The 22653-nt window shown below is 67.2% G+C and carries 20 protein-coding genes, 1 tRNA gene, 1 other RNA gene, 1 pseudogene and 1 other annotated feature; of the genes and pseudogenes, 11 read left to right on the top strand and 12 right to left on the bottom strand.

Translation table 11 applies throughout. The features are described from left to right. Positions 1-5: 5 nt before the first annotated feature. The 3 genes from OCU_RS26680 to ffs all read right to left on the bottom strand — a co-directional run bounded on the left by OCU_RS26680 (position 6) and on the right by ffs (position 3430). Positions 6-1853 carry a DNA polymerase III subunits gamma/tau gene (locus OCU_RS26680; protein WP_014378911.1) on the bottom strand — a complete coding sequence of 616 codons (1848 nt, stop codon included), beginning with the start codon at positions 1851-1853 and terminating at the stop codon, positions 6-8. A gap of 57 nt (positions 1854-1910) precedes the next feature. After that, a complete protein-coding gene (locus tag OCU_RS26675) occupies positions 1911-3194 on the bottom strand; it encodes an aminotransferase class I/II-fold pyridoxal phosphate-dependent enzyme (RefSeq protein WP_085981095.1) in 1284 nt (427 codons plus the stop codon). A gap of 139 nt (positions 3195-3333) precedes the next feature. After that, positions 3334-3430: signal recognition particle sRNA small type (gene ffs / locus OCU_RS50070), an RNA gene on the bottom strand. Between the two features lie 64 nt (positions 3431-3494). Between ffs and OCU_RS26670 the strand changes: the two genes are divergently transcribed. From OCU_RS26670 to OCU_RS26660, 3 genes are all read left to right on the top strand, one after another. Beyond that, positions 3495-3583, top strand: a tRNA-Ser gene (locus OCU_RS26670). A gap of 89 nt (positions 3584-3672) precedes the next feature. Further along, a complete protein-coding gene (locus tag OCU_RS26665) occupies positions 3673-4476 on the top strand; it encodes a hypothetical protein (RefSeq protein WP_014378909.1) in 804 nt (267 codons plus the stop codon). 95 nt (positions 4477-4571) lie between these two features. Beyond that, positions 4572-5633: an NAD(P)H-dependent amine dehydrogenase family protein gene (locus tag OCU_RS26660; protein WP_038534831.1), complete on the top strand. Its 1062-nt coding sequence runs from the start codon at positions 4572-4574 to the stop codon at positions 5631-5633. Here OCU_RS26660 and lipL read toward each other — a convergent pair. Together lipL and OCU_RS51310 are read right to left on the bottom strand one after the other, a co-directional pair. Next, positions 5628-6905: an esterase/beta-lactamase LipL gene (lipL, locus tag OCU_RS26655; RefSeq protein ID WP_014378907.1), complete on the bottom strand. Its 1278-nt coding sequence runs from the start codon at positions 6903-6905 to the stop codon at positions 5628-5630. The genes OCU_RS26660 and lipL overlap by 6 nt on opposite strands. A gap of 39 nt (positions 6906-6944) precedes the next feature. After that, positions 6945-7103 carry a hypothetical protein gene (locus tag OCU_RS51310; RefSeq protein WP_014378906.1) on the bottom strand — a complete coding sequence of 53 codons (159 nt, stop codon included), beginning with the start codon at positions 7101-7103 and terminating at the stop codon, positions 6945-6947. A gap of 61 nt (positions 7104-7164) precedes the next feature. Here OCU_RS51310 and OCU_RS26650 point away from each other — a divergent pair, with 61 nt between their 5' ends. From OCU_RS26650 to OCU_RS26640, 3 genes are read left to right on the top strand one after another with little or no spacing between them, the layout of a single operon-like run. Further along, complete coding sequence (locus tag OCU_RS26650) at positions 7165-7338, top strand: CsbD family protein (RefSeq protein ID WP_008263222.1); 174 nt, start codon at positions 7165-7167, stop codon at positions 7336-7338. Beyond that, entirely contained in the window at positions 7338-8054 is a 717-nt protein-coding gene (locus OCU_RS26645) for a cutinase family protein (RefSeq protein WP_008263220.1), read from the top strand. The genes OCU_RS26650 and OCU_RS26645 overlap by 1 nt, the downstream gene beginning before the upstream one ends. A gap of 6 nt (positions 8055-8060) precedes the next feature. Continuing rightward, positions 8061-9047 carry an SDR family NAD(P)-dependent oxidoreductase gene (locus OCU_RS26640; RefSeq protein ID WP_008263218.1) on the top strand — a complete coding sequence of 329 codons (987 nt, stop codon included), beginning with the start codon at positions 8061-8063 and terminating at the stop codon, positions 9045-9047. A 22-nt stretch (positions 9048-9069) separates the two neighbouring features. Here OCU_RS26640 and OCU_RS26635 read toward each other — a convergent pair whose 3' ends face one another. After that, the gene (locus tag OCU_RS26635) at positions 9070-9456 is read right to left on the bottom strand and encodes a PPOX class F420-dependent oxidoreductase (protein WP_008263216.1); all 387 of its coding nucleotides are present in this window, start codon (positions 9454-9456) and stop codon (positions 9070-9072) included. A 114-nt stretch (positions 9457-9570) separates the two neighbouring features. Here OCU_RS26635 and OCU_RS26630 point away from each other — a divergent pair, with 114 nt between their 5' ends. Continuing rightward, entirely contained in the window at positions 9571-10155 is a 585-nt protein-coding gene (locus OCU_RS26630; RefSeq protein ID WP_009952012.1) for a TetR/AcrR family transcriptional regulator, read from the top strand. Positions 10156-10161: 6 nt separating this feature from the next. Here the strand turns inward: OCU_RS26630 and OCU_RS26625 are convergent, their stop codons facing one another. Continuing rightward, positions 10162-11364, bottom strand: coding sequence for a cytochrome P450 (locus OCU_RS26625; RefSeq protein ID WP_008263209.1), 1203 nt, complete (start codon positions 11362-11364; stop codon positions 10162-10164). Positions 11365-11487: 123 nt separating this feature from the next. Between OCU_RS26625 and OCU_RS26620 the strand changes: the two genes are divergently transcribed. Continuing rightward, entirely contained in the window at positions 11488-12123 is a 636-nt protein-coding gene (locus tag OCU_RS26620) for a cysteine hydrolase family protein (protein WP_014378903.1), read from the top strand. Here OCU_RS26620 and OCU_RS26615 read toward each other — a convergent pair. Beyond that, positions 12120-14111, bottom strand: coding sequence for a glycoside hydrolase family 172 protein (locus tag OCU_RS26615; RefSeq protein ID WP_041787002.1), 1992 nt, complete (start codon positions 14109-14111; stop codon positions 12120-12122). The genes OCU_RS26620 and OCU_RS26615 overlap by 4 nt on opposite strands. 1032 nt (positions 14112-15143) lie before the next feature. Continuing rightward, entirely contained in the window at positions 15144-16175 is a 1032-nt protein-coding gene (ligD, locus tag OCU_RS26610; protein ID WP_014378901.1) for a non-homologous end-joining DNA ligase, read from the bottom strand. Between the two features lie 26 nt (positions 16176-16201). Between ligD and OCU_RS26605 the strand changes: the two genes are divergently transcribed. Next, a complete protein-coding gene (locus tag OCU_RS26605) occupies positions 16202-17272 on the top strand; it encodes an ATP-dependent DNA ligase (protein ID WP_036458124.1) in 1071 nt (356 codons plus the stop codon). A gap of 219 nt (positions 17273-17491) precedes the next feature. Here the strand turns inward: OCU_RS26605 and OCU_RS26600 are convergent, their stop codons facing one another. Further along, a complete protein-coding gene (locus OCU_RS26600) occupies positions 17492-17953 on the bottom strand; it encodes a DUF2834 domain-containing protein (protein WP_036458121.1) in 462 nt (153 codons plus the stop codon). Positions 17954-18265: 312 nt separating this feature from the next. Then, on the bottom strand, positions 18266-19414 hold the full coding sequence (locus tag OCU_RS26595) for an HNH endonuclease signature motif containing protein (RefSeq protein ID WP_080587908.1): 1149 nt from the start codon (positions 19412-19414) through the stop codon (positions 18266-18268). A gap of 60 nt (positions 19415-19474) precedes the next feature. Here OCU_RS26595 and OCU_RS50060 point away from each other — a divergent pair. Both OCU_RS50060 and OCU_RS26575 read left to right on the top strand, forming a co-directional pair. After that, positions 19475-20740, top strand: a pseudogene (locus tag OCU_RS50060) (IS3 family transposase). Further along, positions 19750-19867: a sequence feature (AL1L pseudoknot), on the top strand. (Overlaps the previous pseudogene by 118 nt.) Positions 20741-21014: 274 nt before the next feature. Then, positions 21015-21380 carry a hypothetical protein gene (locus OCU_RS26575; protein ID WP_014378893.1) on the top strand — a complete coding sequence of 122 codons (366 nt, stop codon included), beginning with the start codon at positions 21015-21017 and terminating at the stop codon, positions 21378-21380. Between the two features lie 16 nt (positions 21381-21396). Here OCU_RS26575 and OCU_RS26570 read toward each other — a convergent pair whose 3' ends face one another. Beyond that, positions 21397-22632, bottom strand: coding sequence for a cytochrome P450 (locus OCU_RS26570; protein ID WP_009956698.1), 1236 nt, complete (start codon positions 22630-22632; stop codon positions 21397-21399). Positions 22633-22653: the final 21 nt, after the last annotated feature.

Here is a 22653-nt window from a genome sequence, read left to right as displayed (position 1 = left end):
GACGCTCAGCCGTTGTCGATGCGGCGCGCGCCGAGCTCGTTCTGGAGCAGTTCGAGCGCGACCTCTTCCGGGTCGCGGCGCGGGCCCGACGGCTGGTCGCGGACGGCCTCGGCGAGCAGGTGTTCTTCCTCGGCCCGCCGGGCCGAATCCGGTTCGGGGGCAGGCTCTTCGGGCTGCGGTGTCAGCGGGTTGGCCGCGGCCTGCGCCGGCGTGCCGGCCTCGCACCGCACTCGCCAGTTGACTCCCAGCGCGTCCTTGAGCGCCTCGGCGATGACGTCGGCGTTGCGCTGTTCGCACAGCCGCTTGGCCAGCGGCGCCGATTCGTGGCTCAGCACCAACGTGTTGTCCTCGATCGCCCGGACGATGGCGCCGGCCAGCATCACCTCGGTGGTGCGGCTGCGCTGACGGACCTTGTCGCGCACGGTCGACCACATGCTGCGCACCGCTGCGGCGTTGAGTTCGCCGGGCGCAGAGGATGTTTCGGCCGCCGGCGAGGGGGCGGGGGCGGGCGCCGGAGGAGGCTCGGGTGCCGGCGCGGGCTCGGCCTTCGGCTCGGGCTTTGGCTCGGGCTTCGGCTCGGGCTTTGGTTCGGGCTTCGGCTCGGGCTTGGGGGCAGCCGCGGACGGTCGGGTGAAGCGGACCGGCCGGTCGGCGGGCTCGGCCGGCCGGCCCGCGGTGGCCTCCGAGCCGGGAATGGACATGTCCAGCCGGGTCTCGATCCGCTCGACGCGTTGCAGCAGCGCGGCTTCGGTGTCGCTGGCCGAGGGCAACAGCAGCCGCGCGCACACGACCTCGAGCAACAGGCGCGGCGCCGTCGCGCCCCGCATCTCCCCCAGCCCCGCCTGCACCACCTCGGCGTAGCGGGTCAGGGTCGCCGTCCCGAGCCGGGTCGACTGGTCGCGCATCCGCTCCAGCACGTCCTCCGGTCCGTCCACCACGCCGCGGGCCGCCGCGTCCGGGACGGCCTGCAGCAGGATCAGGTCGCGGAACCGCTCCAGCAGATCGGTGGCGAAACGCCGGGGGTCGTGGCCCGCGTCGATCACCGACTCCACCGCCCCGAACAGCGCCGCGGCATCGGCGGCGGCCAGAGCGTCCACGGCGTCGTCGATCAACGCCATGTCGGTGGCCCCCAGCAGGCCCAGGGCCCGCTGGTAGGTCACGTGGGCGCCCTCGGCGCCGGCCACCAGCTGGTCGAGCACCGACAGGGTGTCGCGGGGCGAGCCGCCGCCGGCGCGGATCACCAGCGGGTAGACCGCGTCGTCGACGACGACGCCCTCCTGCTCGCAGATCCGGCCGATCAACGCCCGCATGGTCTTCGGCGGCAACAGCCGGAACGGGTAGTGATGGGTGCGCGACCGGATCGTCGGCAGCACCTTCTCCGGCTCGGTGGTGGCGAAGATGAAGATGAGGTGCTCGGGGGGTTCCTCCACGATCTTGAGCAGCGCGTTGAACCCCGCGGTGGTCACCATGTGCGCCTCGTCGACGATGAACACCCGGTAGCGCGACTGCGCCGGCGCGTAGAACGCGCGGTCGCGTAGCTCGCGGGTGTCGTCGACACCGCCGTGGCTGGCGGCGTCGAGCTCGACGACGTCGATGCTGCCGGGCGCGTTGGGCGCCAGGGCCTGGCACGAGTCGCAGACCCCGCAGGGGGTGGCCGTCGGCCCCTGGGCGCAGTTCAGCGACCGGGCGAGGATCCGCGCCGAGGAGGTCTTGCCGCAGCCGCGCGGACCCGAGAACAGGTACGCGTGGTTGATCCGGCCGGCCTCCAGCGCGATCGACAGCGGCTCGGTGACGTGCTCCTGCCCCACCACTTCGGCGAAGGTTGCCGGACGGTACTTGCGGTAGAGGGCCACGGTCAGCAGGCTACCGGCGTCGTCCGACGACGATGCGGGCGCGGCAGGGTCGTCGGTTCACACTCGATCGCGGGCCAGCAACGACTCCGAGGCCGCCAGCAGCGCGCAGGTGGCCAGGCCGTCGACCGCGTCGCGCAGATCCGGAAGCGACGGGAAGGTCGGCGCGATCCGGATGTTCGTGTCGTTCGGATCCTTGCGGTACGGGAACGACGCACCCGCCTCGGTCACCGCGATCCCCGCGTCCTTGGCCAGCGCGACGGTCCGCTTCGCCGTGCCGGGCAAGACGTCGAGGCTGATGAAGTAGCCGCCCTTGGGGTCGGTCCACGAGGCGATCTTGGAATCGCTGAGCCGCTGATCCAGGATCTCGGCCGCCAGCGCGAACTTCGGCGCCAGGATCTGCTGGTGCCGCAGCATGTGCAGGCGCACCCCGTCGGCGTCGCGGAAGAAGCGCAGGTGCCGCAGCTGGTTGATCTTGTCCGGTCCGATCGACTTCTTCCCCGCGTACTGCAGATACCAGGCGATGTTGCCCAGCGATCCGCCCAAAAAGCTCACGCCGGCGCCGGCGAAGGTGATCTTGGACGTCGACGCAAACACGTACGGGCGGTTGGGATTGCCGGCCGCCGCCGCCAGGCCGAGGACGTCGACCTGCCGGACGAAGTCGTGGGTCAGGGTGTGCACGGCGTACGCGTTGTCCCAGAACAACCGGAAATCGGGTGCGGCGGTCCGCATCTGGACGAGCCGCAGCACCGTGTCCCAGGAGTAGGTGACCCCGGTGGGGTTGCCGAACACCGGCACGGTCCACATGCCCTTGATGGCGGGGTCCGCGGCGACCAGTTCCTCGATCAGGTCGACGTCGGGCCCGTCGGACAGCATTGGGACACCGATCATCTCGATGCCCATCGTCTCGGTGATGGCGAAGTGCCGGTCATAGCCGGGGACGGGGCATAGGAACTTGACGCTGGCCTCGTCCTTCCAGGGCCGCTGCGAATCCACGCCGCCGTAGAGCATCGAGAACGCGACGAGGTCGTGCATCAGTTCCAGGCTGGAGTTGTTTCCCGCGATCAGGTTCTGCACCGGGATGCCGAGCAGCTCACCGAAGATGGTTCGCAGCTCCGGCAGGCCGTGCAGGCCGCCGTAGTTGCGGGTGTCGGTGCCCTCGCCGTCGCGGTAGTCGTCGCCGGGCAGGCTCAGCAGCTGGTTGGACAGGTCGAGCTGGGCGGGCGCCGGCTTGCCGCGGGTCAGGTCCAGGGCCAGCTTTTTGGCCTGCAAATCGGCGTAATCCTGCTGGTGGCGAGCGTGTGCGGCGGCAAGCTCGGCAGGGCCGAGGGACTCCAGCGACACCATGGACCCTTTCGCTATCAAGGCGGGGAGGTGGCGATCGCAAGCGCGGCCAGCCGGGCGCAGCGGGTCGCCACTCAATCGAATCCTGTGGCGATCGCAAGCGCGGCGGAGCCGGGCGCAGCGGGTCGGCACCCGTTTAACCTAGGGGACCCCGCGCACCCGACAGAGCCCATTGACCCTTGCTGCCTTCCGGCCCTGGGGGAGTTCACAGGATAGACGCCGCGCGGGGTCCACCGAGAGTCTAGTACCTTCCCCGGAGCAACCGGCGAACGCGGTCTGGCCCTCGGTTACCATGGCCACGGAGGATTCGCCTAGTGGCCTATGGCGCTCGCCTGGAACGCGGGTTGGGTTAACAGCCCTCGCGGGTTCAAATCCCGCATCCTCCGCCATCGGTCCGCCCCGCGGACACGCACAAAGCGGTTTGGTGTCGAGTCGGTCCCCTCAGGCCGGCTCGAACCAACCCAGCATGAGGAGGCTTATGGGGCGCAAGGTCGCCATCCTGTGGCACGCGTCATTCACGATCGCCGCCGGCTTCCTCTACTTCTTCTTCGTCTTGCCCCGCTGGCCTGAGTTGATGGGTGACACCGCGCATTCGTTGGGGACGGCGCTGCGCATCGTGACGGGCGCGCTTGTCGCGCTCGCGGCGCTGCCGGTGGTGTTCACCCTGCTGCGCACCCGCAAGCCGGAATTGGGCACCCCGCAGATGGCGCTGTCCATCCGGGTCGCCTCGATCGTGGCCCACGTGCTGGCCGGTGTGCTCATCGTCGGGACGGCGATCAGCGAGATCTGGCTGAGCCTGGACGTCGCCGGACGGTGGTTGTTCGGGATTTACGGGGCGGCTGCCGCGATCGCGTTGCTCGGTTTCTTTGCCTTCTATCTCTCCTTTGTCGCCGAGTTGCCGCCGCCGCCGCCGAAACCGATCAAGGCGAAAAAGCCCAAGAAGGCCAAGAAGGGGGGCCTCCGCCGCAAGAAGGGCGAGGAGGCCGACGAAGCAGGCGAAGCCGACGAGGCCGAAGAGGCCGACGAGGCCACAGAGGCCGAAGCGAGCGAGCCGGACGAGACGGACGCGGCCACCGACGCAGCAGCCGAAGCAGCCCCCGACGAGCCCGCCGAGACCGAGGTAGCGCCGGTAGCCGACGCGACCGAGGAGAGCGAAGAGCCGCGGACCAAGTTGCAGAACCGCCGCCCGACGGGCAAGGGGTCGCACCGGATGCGGCGCAGGCGCACTCGGGCCGGCACCGCGGTCGACGACACCGTCGACCAAACCGCCGACGAGGACTAGCGGCCTCGGTCGACCGACCCTCCCGCGGCAACGTCGGCTGCCGAATCTTCCTATTAGGCCTACTAAGAACCCCCGCGATTCCCTATGCTGAGCGAGTGCCAAACAACTATCGAGTGGTTCAGTGGAACACCGGCAACGTCGGCAAGAGCTCGCTGAAGTCGATCGTCACCAACCCCACGCTGGAATTGGTCGGGTGCTTCGCCTGGTCGAAGGACAAGGTCGGGCGCGATGCCGGTGAGCTCGTCGGGATCGCGCCGGTGGGCGTCGCGGCCACCAACGACGTCGACGAGCTCCTGGCCCTCAAGCCGGATTGCGTGGTCTACAACCCGATGTGGTTCGACGTCGACGAGCTAGTCCGCATCCTGTCCGCGGGCGTCAACGTGGTGACCACCGCGTCGTTCATCACCGGCGGGAACCTCGGCGACGACCGCGAGCGCATCGCGGAGGCCTGCCAGAAGGGCGGCTCCACGATCTTCGGGTCCGGCGTCAGCCCGGGTTTCGCCGAGCTGCTGGCCATCGTGTCGGCGATGGTGTGCAACCGGATCGACAAGGTCACGGTCAACGAGGCCGCCGACACCACGTTCTATGACTCGCCCGAGACAGAGAAGCCGGTGGGCTTCGGCCAGCCGATCGACCATCCGGACCTGCCGGCGATGGCGGCGAAGGGGACGGCGATCTTCGGCGAGGCCGTCCGGCTGGTGGGCGACGCCCTCGGCGTCGAGCTCGACGAGGTGCGCTGCGTCGCCGAGTTCGCCCAGACCACCGAGGACCTCGTGATGGCGTCCTGGACCATCCCCGCGGGACACGTCGCGGGCACGTACATCAGCTGGCAGGGAATCGTCAACGGACAGACCCTGATCGACCTGAACGTGCGGTGGCGCAAGGGGCAGACGCTCGATCCGGACTGGAAGATCGAGCAGGACGGCTGGGTCATCCAGATCGACGGGCAGCCCACGGTGACCACCAAGGTGGGGTTCCTGCCGCCGCCCTACTTCGAAGCCACCACCATCGAAGAGTTCATGGACCTCGGCCACATCATGACCGCGATGCCGGCCATCAACGCGATCCCCGCCGTCGTCGCCGCGGCACCCGGCATCGCCACCTACGCAGACCTCCCGCTGACGCTGCCCCGCGGCAACGCGCACATCGGGTCATAGCTCCGCGCTGCGCCGCCGGGCGGGTTTGGCGTAGCGCGCGCCCAGCGGCGGCACCGCGAGCGGCTCCTGATCGCGGACCGCCTCGATGGCGTTGCGCAGCGGACGCGCAAGGCCCGCAAAGGATCCCATGTCGAACAGCAGCGGCGTCAGCAGCCGGTTGTGCACGAAGCCGAAGGAGCTGCCGGTCTCGGGGTCGGCCCAGCCGAGCGTTCCGCCCAGCCCGACGTGGCCGAAGCCGCGGAGCAGGCCGGGAACCGGCGACTCGTGGTACCCGAGGTGAAAAGGCATGGGCACCACCATGTTTGCGTCGGGCCACTTCCGCCGCGCCTGCCCGGCGAGCCCCCGTGCCAGCTCGTCGGACAGGAACTTCTTGCCGTCGATGCGGCCGTCGTTGGCCAGCGCGGCGAACATCTTGGCCAGTCCCCGCCCGGTCACCACGCCGTTGGCGGCCGGGACCTCGCCGTCCAGGAACGGGGTGTCTCCCTTGATCAGCGAGATGACGCCCGGGAAGTACATCGCGCCGAGCGCCCCGGAGAAGGGCAGGCCGGCCAGTCGCGGCGCGATGAAGTTGAACACCGGGGCACGCAGCCGCCCCTGCGGTATCAGGATTTCGGCGGCCGTCGTCGGTGAACCTTGCGGGGGGCGGCCCAGGTGCAGCCCGTCGGTGTCCAGCGGACGGGCGACCTCCTGGCGGATCAGCTCGCGCATCCCCTTACCGGTCACCGCCCGGGCCAGACCCGACAACAGCCACCCGTAGGTGAGCGCGTGGTAGGCCTGCACACCGCGCAGATGATCGACGGGCGCGGCCGCCAGCCGCTCCTCCATCAGCAGGTGGTCCATCAACTCGGTTTTGGTGACGCCCCGCAGGTGCGACAACCCGGATCGGTGCCGCAAGACGTCGCGGACCGTGATCTCGGCCTTCCCGTTGGCGCCGAACTCGGGCCAGTATTGCGCGACGGGCGCGTCGTAGGACAGCAGGCCGCGGTCGGCGAGCCGGTGTATCACGGTCGACGCGATGCCCTTGGTAGCCGAGAACACCATCGCGCCGGTGTCGGCGGTCCAGCGCTGGGTGCCGGCCCGGTCCGACCACCCGGTCCAGACGTCCACGACGGACACGCCGTCGACATAGACGCTCAGGGCTCCCCCGCCGAACCGGCGGCCGGGGAACAGCTGGGAGAACAGCTTGACGACGTTGGCGAAGCGCGGGTCGGCGGCGCCGGACACACCGCGTGGCAAACCATCGCCGGTGATCAGCAGGGTCGACGGTGTCACTGCGCCGCGACGTCTGGAGCGGTCATCCGAATGAAGCTATCAGTCGGGTTGTCGCGGGGGCTCGGGATTCTCACCGGGGATTTGATCGGGCGGCGCCTCCCTCAGATAGCGGCGCAGCCGCAGCAGCTGATTGACCACCATGCCGATGCCCAGCAACATCAGGCCCGCCACTACTGCCACCACGATCGCGGTGCTCACAGCGTCCATGATGACAGGGCCGGTGTTTCGATATCTGCTGCTCCCGGGTAGCCAGCACGCCATGAGCGCCGAAGACAAGTTGAAGAATAAGATCGAGGACCTCGGCGGCCGCGCCAAGGAAGCCCTCGGCAAAGCCACGGGCGATGCCCAAACCCGGGACGAAGGGCGGGCCGATCAAGCGAAGTCCGCGTTGAAAGACGCCGGCGAAAAGGTGAAGGACGCGTTCAAAAAGTAATGACAATCCGGAATGTGTTGGCCGTCCGGTCGATGCGCCGCCTGCCGCTGCCCTTGTTGGCAGCGGCAGCCGTATTCGGCTCACCGGTCGCGAGCGCGCCCTCGGCGACGGCCGAACCGTGTCCCGACGTCGAGGTGGTGTTCGCCCGGGGATCCGGCGAGCCGCCCGGCATCGGCGGCATCGGCCGGCCGTTCGTGGACGCGCTGCGCTCGGAGATCGGCGCCAAGTCGCTGACGGTGTATGCGGTGAACTACCCCGCCAGCACCGACTTCGACAATCCCGCGTTCCCGGGGACCGTCATCGACGGAATCCGCGACGCCAGTTCGCACATCGAGTCCATGGTGGCGAGTTGCCCCAACACCCGCGAGGTGCTCGGCGGCTACTCGCAGGGCGCCGCGGTGGCGGGCTACACCACCTCGGCCACCGTGCCGCCGGGCGTTCCCGCTGACAAGGTGCCGCCGCCGATGCCGCCGGCCATCGCGCAACACGTCGCCGCCGTCACGCTGTTCGGCACGCCGACGGGGCAGTTCCTGCAGAAGTACAACGCGCCGCCGCTCACCATCGGGCCGCTGTATGCGCCCAAGACGATCCAACTGTGCGCGCCGGGCGATCCGGTCTGTGCCAGCGGCGGCGACGGGGGCCTGGCCGCCCACACCTCCTACCCGGGAAACGGCATGACCAGCCAGGCCGCCGATTTCGTCGCCGGCCGCCTGTAGGCCGGCATGCGGGTCCTCATCACGGGCGGTACGGGCTTTGTCGGCGGGTGGACCGCCAAGGCCGTTTTCGACGCGGGACACTCGGTGCGGTTCCTGGTCCGCAACCCGGCGAAGCTGCAGACCACCGTCGCGAAGCTGGGTGTGGACACCTCGGACTTCGCCGTCGCCGACATCACCGACCGCGTCGCGGTGCGAGACGCGTTGCAGGGATGCGACGCCGTCGTGCACAGCGCCGCCCTGGTGGCCACGGATCCGCGCCAGACGCCGCAGATGCTCGCCACCAACATGCAGGGCGCCCAGAACGTGCTCGGCCAGTCCGTCGAGCTCGGTCTGGATCCGATCGTGCATGTGTCGAGTTTCACCGCGCTGTTCCGTCCGGACCTGGAGACGCTGACGGCGGACCTGCCGGTGGTGGGTGGGGCCGACGGCTACGGAACGTCCAAGGCGCAGGTCGAGATCTATGCCCGCGGCCTGCAGGATGCGGGCGCGCCGGTCAGCATCACCTATCCGGGGATGGTGCTCGGGCCGCCGGTCGGCGACCAGTTCGGTGAGGCCGGCGAGGGCGTGCGAGCGGCCGTGCAGATGCATGCGATCCCGGGGCGCAGCGCGGCATGGCTGATCGTCGACGTCCGCGACCTGGCCGCCCTGCACGCGGCGTTGCTCGAACCCGGGCGCGGGCCGCGGCGCTACACCGCGGGCGGCCACCGGGTGCCCGCCGCGGACCTCGCGAACCTGCTCGGCCAGGTGGCCGGGACGCCGATGGTGGCGGTCCCGATCCCCGACACCGCGCTGCGGGTGGCCGGGGCGGTGCTTGATCGGGCGAATCGCTTCCTGCCCTTCGAGACCCCGTTCACCTCGGCGGGAATGCAGTACTACACCCAGATGCCGGCGTCCGACGATTCCCCGAGCGAACGAGAACTGGGCATCAACTATCGCGATCCACAGCAGACGGTGGCGGACACGTTCGCGGCGATGCGCGCGGAAAGCGAATAGCCGCAACGCCGTTCAGGGCCGTTCAGGCGGGTGTGATCTCCAGGCCGACGTGCACCTTGTCGATGCCGCCGCGGACGATCGTGTGCGCGTAGAACCACCACGCGTGGTACCAGTACCGCTTGAGGACGGCGTTGTACACGCGCCGCGTCTCGGACTTCGGCAGTACCCGGGCGACGGCCTCGACCTCGTCGCTCTTGGGCTTGCCCAGCGCCGCGCTCTTGGCGATCGTCACCCTGGGCGTGTTGTTGATCCGCTTGGTTTTCCACGAACCGTCGTCGGTGATCACCAACAGCTTGCCGTCGCCGTCGGGCGCCCCCCAGACCGGGGTCGGCTTGGGCCGGCCGTCCTTGGTGAACGTGGTCAACAGCAGGTACTTGGATCGGATGACGTCGCTGAAACTGGGGGCCATGACACCTCCATTGCCCCGTCGCGCCAGTTCCTAATCATGGTCGGCACGACCCTGGGCTAAGCTTTTGGGCGATTGCCCAAAAGGCTACGCATCCCTGCGGGAAAGACGTACACCATGACCGCCCCCCGACGGCCGAAGGCGCGCGACTCCACCACTCGCGACATGCTGATCGACGCGACGATCCATATCATGGTCGAGGACGGCTACGCCGCGGCCACCTCGCGGCGGGTGGCGAACGAGGCCGGTGTCAAACCAGCGCTGGTCCACTATTACTTCCCCACCATGGACGAGCTGTACCTCGACGTCTTCCGGCGCGGGGCCGCCGCCTATCTGGAGCGCCAAAAGCAGGCGCTGGCCTCCGACCGCCCACTGCATGCCTTCTGGCAAACCCTCATCGAGCCGAAGGACACCCGGCTGCTGTTGGAGTTCATGGGGCTGGCCAACCATCGCAAGGAGATCGGGGCAGAGATCGCGGCGTGGTCGGAGCGATGGCGCGAAACGCAAACCACCGCATTGAATTTCATCGTCCGCGAACACGGATTGGACCGGAGCGAATTTCCGCCCGCGGGGATCGCGGTCATCATCGCGGCGATCGGCCGCATGCTGATCCTGGAACAGGCGCTCGGCACCACGGCGGGCCATGACGAAGCCGTCGCCCTCGTCAACCGGCTCATCGACCGTTTCGAGTTGCCCTCTTAGCGCCCGTTAAGGCAGCACGACCCGCAGCCGCTCCCAGCCGCGCACCGTGGACGTCGACGCCAATTGTGCGGTGTCGTAGTCGATGTCCCATTCCGGCCAACGGTTGAGGATCTCGTCGAGCGCGACGCGGCCTTCCAGGCGGGCCAGGTTGGCGCCCAGGCAGTAGTGCACGCCCTTGCCGAACGTGATGTGCGAGATGTTGTCGCGTCGGATGTTGTAGGTGTCCGGATCGGTGTAGCGGCGGGGGTCGCGGTTGGCGGCGCCGAAGAGCAGCAGCATGGCGCTGCCGGCCGGCACCGTCGTGCCGTAGCACTCGAAATCCCGTGCCATCCAACGGGCGACGTGGGGGCCGGTGGGTTCGAAGCGCAGCGTCTCGTCGACGGTGCGGGTCAACAGGGACCGGTCCCGGTACACCTCGCGGCGCTGATCCGGGTGCTCCGCGAGCACCTTGGCCAGCCAGCCGATCAGCCGGCCGGTCGTCTCGTTACCCGCCCCGGCGACAACCTGGGTGTAATGCAGCACCTCTTTACGGGTCAGCTTGCGGTGCACGCCCTGGTCGTCGTCGAACTCGACGTTGAGCAGCGTCGTCATCAGGTCGTCGGACGGATTCTTCGAACGCCATTCGACGTAGTCGGCGTAGATCCGGCCGTCGGCGATGGAGTCGGCGTTGGCGACCTTCAGGGGGGCGCCGGGCTTGGTGCGCAGGTTGGCGTCGTTGGCGTCGCGCACCGAGACCTGCTCGGATTCCGGGATTCCCAGCAGCATCCCGATCACCCGCATCGGCATCATCGATGCCAGCTCGGCGATGATGTCGAATCCCCCGGACCCGACGAGTGGGTCCAGGCACCGAACGCAGTACTGCCGGATCTGGTCCTCGAGGGCGGCCATCCGGCGCGGCGTGAAGACGCGGGACATCAGGCCGCGCAGCCTCGTGTGTTCGGGGGGGTCCTGGAACATCATCACGCCGCCGGGCATCTCGAACTTCGACTGGACCAGCTCGAGGATGTCGCTTCGCTTGTTGGAGAAGGTTTCCCAGTTGGCCAATCCGCGCTCGACGTCGGAATGCCGTGACAGCGCCCAGAAGTCGTACTTTTCGTTGTAGTAGATCGGGGCTTCATCGCGCAGCCGCGCATAGGTCGGATACGGGTCGGCGTTGATGCCCACGTCGTAGGGGTCGTAGTAGACGTCGGTGTCATTGGTGACGGTCATCGATTTCCTCACTTCGGGCAGCCGCCGGCATCCCTGCGCCCGTCGATTTTGGGCGATCGCCCAAAATCGTGGCGCAGGCCATGTCTAGCAGCATCTCCGCGAATCCGTCAAGGTCGCCAAGCCGTGCGCGATGATGATCCGGTGGCATACGACAAGGCGGCGACCGGGCTCCTGGTGATCGACCCCTACAACGACTTCATTTCCCCGGGCGGGAAGGTGTGGGACCGGCTGAAAGGCGTCATCGAAGGCAATGGCTGCGTCACCCACATGCAGCAGGTGCTCGACGCGGCGCGCGGCGCGAACCTCCGCGTCTATTATGCCCTGCATCGCCGTTACCGGCCGGGCGACTACGAAACGTGGAAGCACATCGCGCCGGTGCAGCGGGCCGCCTGGTCGCGCAAGACGTTCGAATACGGCACCTGGGGCGGCGAGATCCGTCCCGGGTTCGAACCGCAACCCGGTGACGTCGTCGCTCACGAGCACTGGTGTTCCAGCGGTTTCGCCAACACCGACTTGGATCTGCAACTCAAGCGCCACGGCATCGAGCAGGTCATCGTCATGGGCTTGATCGCGCACACCTGCGTGGAGGCGACGGTGCGGTTCGCCGCCGAACTCGGCTACGACGTCACCGTGGTCCGCGACGCCACGGCCGACTATTCGGACACCGAGATGCGCGCCGCCCTCGAGGTCAATCTGCCCAACTACGCCTCGGCCATCGTAACCGCCGACGAGGCCGTCGCCGCGATCGCCGCGCTCTAGGCCGGGCCCGTGAGGGCGTCGACGTGGTAGCGGCTGGCCGTCCAGGGCGGCGAATCCGCCGCGGGCGTGAGGGTGATGGTCAGCTGCGCTTTGCCCGCGGTGACCGACTGCGGCACCAGGTAGGTGTCGTCCAGCCAGCGGTGAAAGGTGTTGCTGCGCGGCTGAAGCCACGTGCCCGCGGGCACGCCGTCCACCGCGACGTCCGCCGATTGGAAGCCGGTCTCCTGGTCCGACGTGCGGCGCAGCAGGACACCGTGGTTGCCCGGATCAACCTGGACATGGAACGTGATCGCGCCCTGGGTGCTGCGGACCGAGCCGACGAGGGGCAGGGTGTCCTCGGTGCCCTCGTATTCGCTGACCAGCAGCTGATCGGTGGCGTCGGCATCGGTGTAGCCGTGCAGGACGCGATCGACGGGGTCGGCGGGGCGGACGTCGTCGCTGCCGGTGAGGACCGCGTCCGGCTGTGTGTAGAGGAATGCCGTTGAGCTGTAGTCGGGTTGGACCATGTTGCGCTTGCCGTGCTCGATGCCGAAGCGGAGCGCGGAGCCATACCCGATGGCGTCGGCGAGCATGATCCGGTAGACGGCGACGCAGTAGTCCGCGCACCCGCCGGTCGCCGTGCGCTGGTCGGGCTGGCCGTTGAGCGGGTCGCTGAAGTGGGTGCCGTCTTTGAAGTACCAGCCACCCTCGTAGAGGTCCTCGGTGCCCGTGCCGTACCACTGCGGGGATGCGGCGCCGTCGGTGTAGACCCGCTCGGCGCCTTCGAGAAAGTAGGGGGCGCCGTCGCTGAACGCCGTTTTGGTCCGCTGGCCCCGTATGGTGTGGCTGACGCCGACGAATTTGCCGTGGCCCTGTTCGTCGGCGAACACCCAGTCCTGGCCCTGGATGGTCGGGCCGGCATGGGCGCGGGCGGTGAAGTAGCCAGCGCGGCCGCTGGCCAGCGCCGCCGCCCATTGCGCGTCGGGCGTCGTCGTGACGTCGCCGGCGATCCCCGGCACCGTGGCGGCGGTGGTGTTGACGAGGGTGACGCGGGTCGAGTTCGCGAAAGGCATTGGCCACCAATCCCACAAGACCAGCGACCCGTCGGGCTGTGGATCGGCGGCGAACATCAGCGATCGCACGGGGTTGGCGCCGAGTCCCGCGCCGAAGAACTCCCCCAGGGGCGCGTCGACCAAGGTCCGTCCGTCGAATTCGATCCGCAGGCGCAATCCGGTCAGGAGTTGATCCGCCGCGGCGGGCAGCCGCAGCCGCAGCGCCGAGATGCTGCCCGGACCGCTCGTCTCGGCGACGGTTTGTTCGGTCCCGGCGGGGAGATCGATGACCCGATTGCTCTGTGTTGCAGTGCCTGTCGCCGGTTTGGGGTCGGCGGTGCCCGCGGCGCGCAGGGTGTCCAGCACATCGAGCGCGGGATCGGCGGGCGAAAAGGTAGTTATCCCATCGGCATTCGGGAACTGTCGATAGTCGACGTGGTAGTACTCCAGATGGGACGCGACGCTGATCCGCATTGACCGCCGATAGGGCATCGGCACCTTGATATAGACCCCGCCCGGCGACTGGGCGGCGTTGGCCACCAGCGGCCACGCGAACGGGGCGCCCAGTTCGCCGTCGACCAGCGCTTGCAGCGGTGTGTCCACGACGGTCTGCCCATCCAGCTCGATGCGGATGTGCCCGATGGCACGCACATTGCCCCCGTCACGGGTAAACCAGATCGAATCAACTTCCCCGGCACCGTGATCCTCCGCGATGACGCAGCCCGCGCCGCCCGGCGCCAAACACCCGCCGGTGCCGTTGCGGTTACCGGTCGAAATGTCGAAATCGCCGCCGCTGCGATCGAAACTCGACACCTGCAAGGTCTGCGATTCGGCGTCCAGATAGGGCAGCCGATCCAACCGGCGGTAGGTGTCCCAGCCGACCGTCTTCGCGCCGAGACCGGCGGCCGGCGGCTCGGCCGCTGCGGGCGCGGTGACGCAGGCGGCGGCCCACAGCATCAGCGCGCAGGCCGCAGTCCACGCCCGAGAAGCCACCGGCATAACAACGGAGCTTACTTTTCTTCGGGCCTGATGCCGTCTCCGCCTCTGCCGCACGAAACACCTTCGCGGTGTTGCTCGTTCGCACCATGCGACCGGCATCGGTGCGGCGGAAACGCGCCATTCCAGTCTAAAAATTGGCCCGCCGCGATGGACTTCAATCAGTTGACGTAAATCGACGCTATTTCACTGAATCCCATGGCATTCCGCATTGTACTCACGTACTATAACGCTTCTCGGGCGTAAGAATTCTCCTACGAAGGGAGTGGTTATGTCTGGATTGAAATACAAGGTTGTTCTCGGCCTTCTCCTCACCTTCACCGCACTGACGGCGTCGGGTTGCACCCTGCCCCTCACTGTCGACTGCTCACCGGTCGCCACCTGCACGTTGTAGGGCCGAACTTCGGCCATCAGGTGCTTCCGCCGTTGGCACCCATTACCAGGTAGGGCCCATTTGTACTTACCAATGCGGCGTTAATGGCATTGGGTGCCAGTTACTCGCACAGCCGAAGCCGATACATCCCCTCGTATATCGGACGACGCCGTGACAATGCTAATGCGGTCGTGCGACGTGAAGTCGTTGGGCACCAACGGTTTACATCGATCGCTGGGGCCCGCTCCGGTCACTTTGAGCATGACCGACACCTCAGCGACGCGATGGCGTGCGCATCCTTCGGGCCGTGCGCACGCTCTTCGCGAATTTCTTGCTGAGCCTGTGCGGGTTCGGGGTAAACTGATCGCCTGAGCGAAAGAGCGCTGAAAGCGGTCAGCCCCGAAACCCTGGCAGTTCGGGTAGAGAAATTCGTGTGACTGGGGCCTGTATCGCCTAAACCACTGGGGCGCAAAAGCTCCTGTCCAACCATTGCCGGCGAGTGATACCGTTTGAGATGCTCGCATGGTCCGGTGGTTCGTCTATACGAGAGGGGTAAGCGCGGGCCCAGCGTGACCCGGGTAGCCCATCGCCCTCCGACTGACCCCGTAATGGATTTCGGGCTACTTCTTCCCGTTCCTGCGATCCGTATCCCGGCTGGGCTGAACGCGTTTGGGCTCCCCGGGCATCTTCGGATTGTTCGGCGGATACGGCATGTCACCCAAGCCACGCTCTTCGTCGGCCTCGGCCATTTCCAGCAGCGACGCGATCGACTGGGCAACATCATCCATTGCGGCCCAAGGGTCTTCCCGGCGCGCGACCAGCTCGGGCACGGTCGCCATGGTGTAGTCGTCCGGCTCGGCACCGGCCAATTCGTCCCAAGTCAGCGGCATCGACACCGTCGCGATCGGCGTGCGTCGCACCGAATAGGCCGACGCCATGGTCCGGTCCCGGGCGTTCTGGTTGAAGTCGACGAAGATGCGCTCGCCCCGTTCTTCCTTCCACCATGCGGTGGTGACGGCGTCGGGCGCACGGCGCTCCACTTCACGGGCCAGCGCGATGCCCGCGCGGCGCACCTCGACGAAATCCCAGTCGGTGGCGATCCGCAGGAAGACGTGGATCCCGCGACCCCCGGATGTCTTCGGGTAGCCCACCAGACCGAGCTCGTCGAGCAGCGGCCGCAACACGTCGACCGCGACGGTGCGCGCCTGTTCGAATGCGACGCCGGGCTGCGGATCCAGATCGATGCGCAGCTCGTCGGGGTGGTCGGTGTCGGGGCAGCGCACCTGCCACGGGTGCAGGGTGATCGTGCCCATCTGCGCCGCCCACACTATCGCGGCGGGATGGGTGACCTTCAGCGCGTCGGCGGTCCGCCCCGACGGGAACGTCACCTGGCACGTCTCCAAGTAGTCCGGGTGGTGCTGGGGAATCCGCTTCTGATAAATCTCCTCGCCGTCGATGCCGTCCGGGAACCGCTGCAGGTGGCTGGGCCGGTCGCGCAGCGTGTCGAGCATCGGGCCGCCGGCGACGGCGCGGTAGTACTCGACCAGGTGCCGCTTGGTGCCCCGCGATCCCAGCTTGGGGAAATACACCTTGTCGGGATTGGTCAGGCGGACCGCGACACCGTCGACGTCGACCTCTTCTGCAGCAGCCATACCACCGATTCCAGCACAATCAGGCTATGGACCTCCCTGTCATGCCGCCGGTGTCGCCGATGCTGGCCAAGTCGGTTCGCGCTATCCCGCCCCACGCGTCGTACGAGCCCAAGTGGGACGGATTCAGGTCGATCTGTTTCCGCGACGGCGACGACGTCGAGCTCGGCAGCCGCAACGAGCGGCCGATGACCCGCTACTTTCCGGAGTTGGTCGCCGCGGTCAGGGCCGAGCTGCCGGAGCGCTGCGTGATCGACGGGGAGATCGTCATCGCCACCGACCACGGCCTGGACTTCGAGGCGCTGCAGCAACGCATTCATCCGGCCGACTCGCGGGTGCGGATGCTCGCCGAGGCGACGCCCGCGTCCTTCATCGCGTTCGACCTGCTGGCGCTCGCCGGCGACGACTACACCCGGCGGCCGTTCAGCGAGCGGCGGGCGGCCCTCGTCGATGCGGTGGGCGGATCGGGTCGCTCGATCCATGTCACGCCCGCGACGACCGATCTGGGCACCGCGCAGCGATGGTTCGACGAGTTCGAGGGTGCCGGCCTCGATGGCGTGATCGCCAAGCCCCTGGACGTCACCTACCAGCCGGACAAGCGGGTGATGTTCAAGATCAAGCACGAACGGACCGCGGACTGTGTGGTCGCCGGCTATCGGGTCCACAAGTCCGGCGCCGACGCGATCGGGTCGCTGCTGCTGGGGCTCTACCAGGATGACGGGCAGCTGGCCTCGGTCGGCGTCATCGGCGCGTTCCCGATGACCGAGCGACGCCGGCTGTTCGCCGAACTGCAGCCGCTCGTCACCGACTTCGCGGACCATCCGTGGAACTGGGCCGCCCACGAGGCCGGCGAGCGGACGCCCCGCAAGAACGAATACTCGCGATGGAACGCCGGCAAGGACCTCTCGTTCGTGCCGCTGCGGCCCGAGCGCGTGGTCGAGGTCCGCTACGACCACATGGAGGGTCGGCGGTTTCGCCATACCGCGCAGTTCAATCGGTGGCGTCCGGACCGCGACCCGCGCTCGTGCACCTACGAACAGCTGGAACAGCCGGTGACGTTCAGCCTCGGCGAGATCGTGCCGGGCCTCGGCCCGGGCTGAAAGGAAGGGTTCCTTCCGCGACGCTGCGGCCATCACGACCCGCGATTACCGGATCTGAAACGCCTTGCGGCACTGGTTAGTTTGCCTCCGCCGGGCATACCTTCGGACACAAGAGCCAGGTGCCCGGACGGCTTTCAACGTCGGTTAGCTGGGTCAGGTCCACACCGTGGTGCCGTCAGACCACTGTTAGTCGTACAAGTGAAAGGTCGCGTTGAGTGGTCACCCCATGTCGATCCTGATAGTCAGGGCCAGGGTCAAGACGGCGACAACCGCGAGCAGAATTGTGTCCGTCCTGCCAAGGCGTGGCACGTCGGCTGTGCGCAGGCGCAATTCGCGCGCGATCAGGAAGAGCGGGAACATCACGCTGACGGCGATGAAGAACGATCCCACAATGTACAGCCAGACGAATCGCAGGTTGTATTTCCTGGCTTCGATCGCCATCAGAATGACGGCACTCAGGGCCAGCATCAGGGCGTCGGCTGTGATATTGCGCGAGGCCGCAGTCGTTTTGGTGTCGCGCCAGAAATTAACGAAAAAGTCGGTCGGGCTGTGAACGTACGTGATTGTCTGGCTCCACGTCGCGATGAGCGCGGCGACCGCGATAGCGCCGTAGACGATGCAAAGAATTTTGCGGGACGTAGGGACCGATGATGCTTGGTCCGCTCGGTCGGTTGTAGTCATGCCTCAAGGTAGAACGAACCAAACGGGCGATGGCACAAAATGGCCCATTCACTCGTAGCCCGGAGCCTGCGTTGCCAATGGTGTATGCGGCGCAAGGCAATCGACTCGGCAAAGAAGACTTCGATCTAGCACGGTGGACATTGCCGATATGCCGATGGTGGCCTTGTCCAAGGGCGTGGTTAATGCTCCATGCCAATTCGGTGATCCTGTCCAAAACACCGGGCTTGATTCGCATTGGTGCGCGCGTCGGCGTGGTCGCGAACGAACGAATCCGTTGATGCCCCAATCCCGTAGGAGGATTGATTCCGCCAGCTAGTTGGTTGTCGGTGGTGGTTGGGGTTGGAAGGGGTCATACCACCACCAGTCGGCCCGCTCACCGGTAGGTCCCGGACACGGCGGCACCGCGGGCGGGGGTCGGGTGGGTGGGTGCGCGAGTGATCCCGGGCTCAGTACCCGGCCGGCCTCGTCGGTCACGGTCAGGGCGTGTGCGGGTCCGGTGAGGGTGATAACGCCCCGGTGATGCAACCGGTGGTGATACGGGCAGACCAGCACCAGGTTGGCCAACTCGGTGGGCCCACCGTCTTCCCAATGCCACAGGTGATGGGCGTGCAGGCCACGGGTGGCCCCACAACCGGGCACCACACAGGTGCGGTCGCGGTACTCCAGCGCGCGGCGCAGCCGCCGATTGATCACCCGCGTGGTCCGGCCCGCCCCAATGACCTCACCGTCGCGTTCGAACCACACCTCACAGGTGGCGTCACAGGTCAGCAAGCGGCGCTCGGCATCCGAGAGCAGCGGACCCAAATGCAGCCCCGCCACGCGGCGCCCCACATCGAGGTGGGCCACCACCGTGGTGTGCTGCCCATGCGGGCGCCGAGTCGCCTCGACGTCCCAGCCCGCCTCGACCAGACGCATCAACGCATCGACCGTACTCGGCAACGGGGGCCGCTGATCGGATGAACCCGCGCCGTTTGCGTGATCGTGTTTCCACTGCGCGGTCAACGCCTCACGATGCGCGGCCAGCGCCGCATCGAACTTCGCCGCATCATGATGGCCCAGCGTGATCCGATAACAACCGCCCCACTCATCGCAGGACTTGGTGAACGAGGGCTCGGGCTCGGGCCGCGGGCCGGGGTCGGGTCGCGGTTCCAGCTTCACCGCGGTACGCAACTGATTGACCGTTGCCACCGCGGCCAGCTCCGCATAATGCGCATCAGACCCCTCACCCGCGCGCGCCGCGATCACACCCACCTGATCGGCCGACAGCCGACCCTCCCGCAGGCCGGCGGCGCAGCGCGGAAACTCCTCGAGCCTGCCCGCAATCGCGGCCAGCGTGTGCGCGTTCGCCGACGAACACCCCAGCTTCCAGGCCACCAACGCCGGCACCGACCGCGCCCCGGTCACACCACACAACCCGTCACGATCGATCTCGGCCACGATCTCCACAATGCGCCCATCAATCGCATTGCGCTGTGAACTACCCCGGGTTTAGTTCCGATCCTTATAGGAGGATTGGAAGCTATGCCCCGTCAGTATTCGCCGGAGTTTCGGCAGCGTGCGTTGCGGTTGTTGGACACTGTGATGGAAGCCTCGGAAGTGTCGGAGTTCGAGGCCATAAAGTCTGTGGCCAGCAAACTCAATATTTCGGAGGAGTCGGTGCGTCGGTGGCGACGCAAGGCCCAAGTCGATGCTGGTGAACGGCCGGGCATGACCAGCTCTGAGCATGCCGAGATCCGTAAGCTCAAGCGCGAGAACGCTGAACTGCGCAGGGCTAACGAGATTTTGAAGTCAGCGTCTGCGTTTTTTGCCGCGGAGTTCGACCGCCCCGCGACGAAATGATCGCCTACATCGATGCTCATCGCGATCAGTTCGGGGTCGAGCTCATCTGCCGAGTGCTGCGGGCAGCTATCCCCGGATTCCTCACCTCGCGGGGTTATCGGGCCGCGCGGACCCGACCACCGTCGGACCGGGAGATCCGCGATGAGCAGCTGATCGCCGACCTTGAGGCGGTGCACCGGCAGAATTACTCGGTGTATGGGGTCAAGAAATTACTCGGTGTATGGGGTCAAGAAGATGCACGCGGCGATGACACGGCGTGGTTGGCAGCTGGGCCGTGAACAAACCCGCCGGTTGATGCGCAAGGCCGGGTTGCGCGGCGCCCAGCGGGGCAAGCCGGTGTTCACCACGATCAGCGACCCGGCCGCGATCCGGCCGGCCGATCTGGTCAACCGCCAATTCCGGGCTGCTGCACCGAACCGGCTATGGGTCGCCGACATCACGTTCGTGCGGACCTGGCAGGGGTTCTGTTACACCGCGTTCGTCACTGATGCGTGCACGAAGAAGATCGTTGGCTGGGCGGTCTCGGCCACGATGCGCACCGAAGACCTCCCACTTCAAGCATTCAATCACGCTGTGTGGCAGTCGAATACCGATCTATCCGAGTTGGTTCATCATTCCGACCGCGGATCCCAGTACCTATCGCTGGCCTATACCGACCGGCTGGCTGAACTGGGGATCGCGCCCTCGGTCGGGTCGCGTGGCGATAGTTATGACAACGCCCTCGCTGAAGCGGTCAACGCCGCCTACAAGACCGAGCTCATCAACCGCGGCAAGCCCTGGCGGTGCATCGATGATGTCGAACTCTCGACCGCCGAATGGGTGGCCTGGTACAACCAGGAACGCCTGCACGAAGGCCTCGGCTACGTTCCACCCGCCGAGTACGAGGCCGCCCTCACCGGCACCTCACACCATGCGAGCCAGCCGACCCCGGCCCTCGCAACCGAGTAGGAACTAAACCTGGGGTAGTTCACTGACCCGCCAACTCCGCCAACTCCCCGAACAGCACCTCAAGGCGGTCACTCGCAGTGACCACCACAGCGTCAGCGGACGCGGTCGACGACATGACCACATCATCACAACCACCACCGACAAAACCCGGCCACCCAAACAACGCCCGCCCACCCGAAGCTCAACCCAAAAGCCAACCTGTGGAAGAACTTCCAACTGTGGATAACTTCGAATGCACACGTTTAACGCCCGCCGAAGCGGGCACGCGGCCCGTATGTCAGTCACAGCGTTTCAAGACCTGCCGTTGGCCGACCGCGACCAGAAATGGGACGGTGGCGCCGCGGAGAAACGGGTCCGCAAGTGGGCCGGCGCCGAGGAGGCCCCGAACCAGAAGTACCGCGACGCCCACGTCTGGTACGACGGCGACAAAAAGGACAATTTCACCGGCTACAAGCTGCTGATCGCCGACGTCATCGGAGGAACCCTCAAGGCGGTGCCGCGCGGGGTGATGGCCGCCGGCGCGATCATGGACGGCGCGCGCGGCGGCATCGACGTGCCGCACTCCGATGTCGATCGGGTCAAAAGCCACCTGGCGAAGTACTACAGGAAGATGGACGAAAGCCCTCCCTGGGAGCGCTGAACCCTGGGAGCGCCGATCAGATCGCGAGCGTCAGCTGCGACAGTCCGCGCAGCGTGACGTTGGTCTTGTACTGCGGTTCGCCGTCCAACCGGGCGTTCGGGAAACGCGCGGCGACCGCCGCCAGCGCCACGCTGGCCTCCAGCCGGGCCAACGGCGCACCCAGGCAGTAATGCGCCCCGCGGCCGAATCCCAAGTGCCGCAGGTTCTTCCGATCCGGATCGAACACATCGGGCCGGTCGTATTCGGCGGGGTCACGGTTGGCGCCGGCGAGCAGCAGCATCATGACATCACCCGCGGGCACCTCGACTCCCCCAATCACCATGTCGGCGAGCGCAATTCGACCAGCCAGCTGTACGGGCGGGTCGTAGCGCAGGGTCTCCTCCACGATCGCGGGCGCTCGGTCGGCGTCGGCGCCCAGGGCTGCCCACTGACCTGGGTTGCGCAGCATGGCCAACACGGCGTTCCCGATGAGGTTCACCGTGGTCTCGTGACCCGCGATGAGCAGCAGGTTGCAGGTCGAGACGATCTCTTCCTCGGTCAGTTGATCCCCCGACTCCTCCACGGCGATCAACCCCGACAGCAGGTCCTCACCGGGTCGTGACCGGCGCTTGTCGATCAGGCCGTGGAAGTAATCACGCAGCCACGTACCGGCCTGTTGGCGCTCATTGGCGACTTCCGCCGGCACGCCGGTGATCGTCGAAAACGGGTCCAGCGCCTGGGCGAGCAACGCCGACGCGCGGCTGAACTGCGGCTCGTCCTCGAGGGGCACACCGAGCAACCGGCAGATGACCGCGACCGGCAGGGGATAGGCGAAATCCTCGACGACTTCGAACTGGCCCTTCTCGGCGACCCGGTCGAGCAATCCGTCGACCAGCGAGCGGATGTCGGGTTGCAGCGCGCTCACCACCCTCGGCGCGAACGCCTTGCTGACCAGCTTGCGCAGCCGGGTGTGATCGGGCGGGTCGAGGAACAAGAATCCCGGCGGGCCCTGCCTGGGCGGTGCGGTGCCGGCCTCGGCCTGCCGCTTCGCGACCGTCGAGTTGGCGTTCTCGCTGCTCGACGACGGATGCCGCAACACCTCGTCGCAGTCGCGGTAGCTCAAGAAGACCACCAGGTTGGCGTCGGGCAGCTGCAACGGCCCGCGGTCGCGGAACTGCGCGCACAGCCGATACGGGTCGGCCCGGTTGGCGGGGTCCAGCAGCTGCAGCAATAGCCCCTGGGATTCGGTGGCTTCGGTGGGCGCGGTCGTCATCCTGACATTGTGCCCGCCCCC

The organism is Mycobacterium intracellulare ATCC 13950 (genome assembly GCF_000277125.1).
Taxonomy (GTDB): Bacteria; Actinomycetota; Actinomycetes; order Mycobacteriales; family Mycobacteriaceae; genus Mycobacterium; species Mycobacterium intracellulare.
The sequence above is the reverse complement of the archived record's forward strand: the minus strand, read 5'-3'. Positions and strand labels throughout refer to the sequence as shown.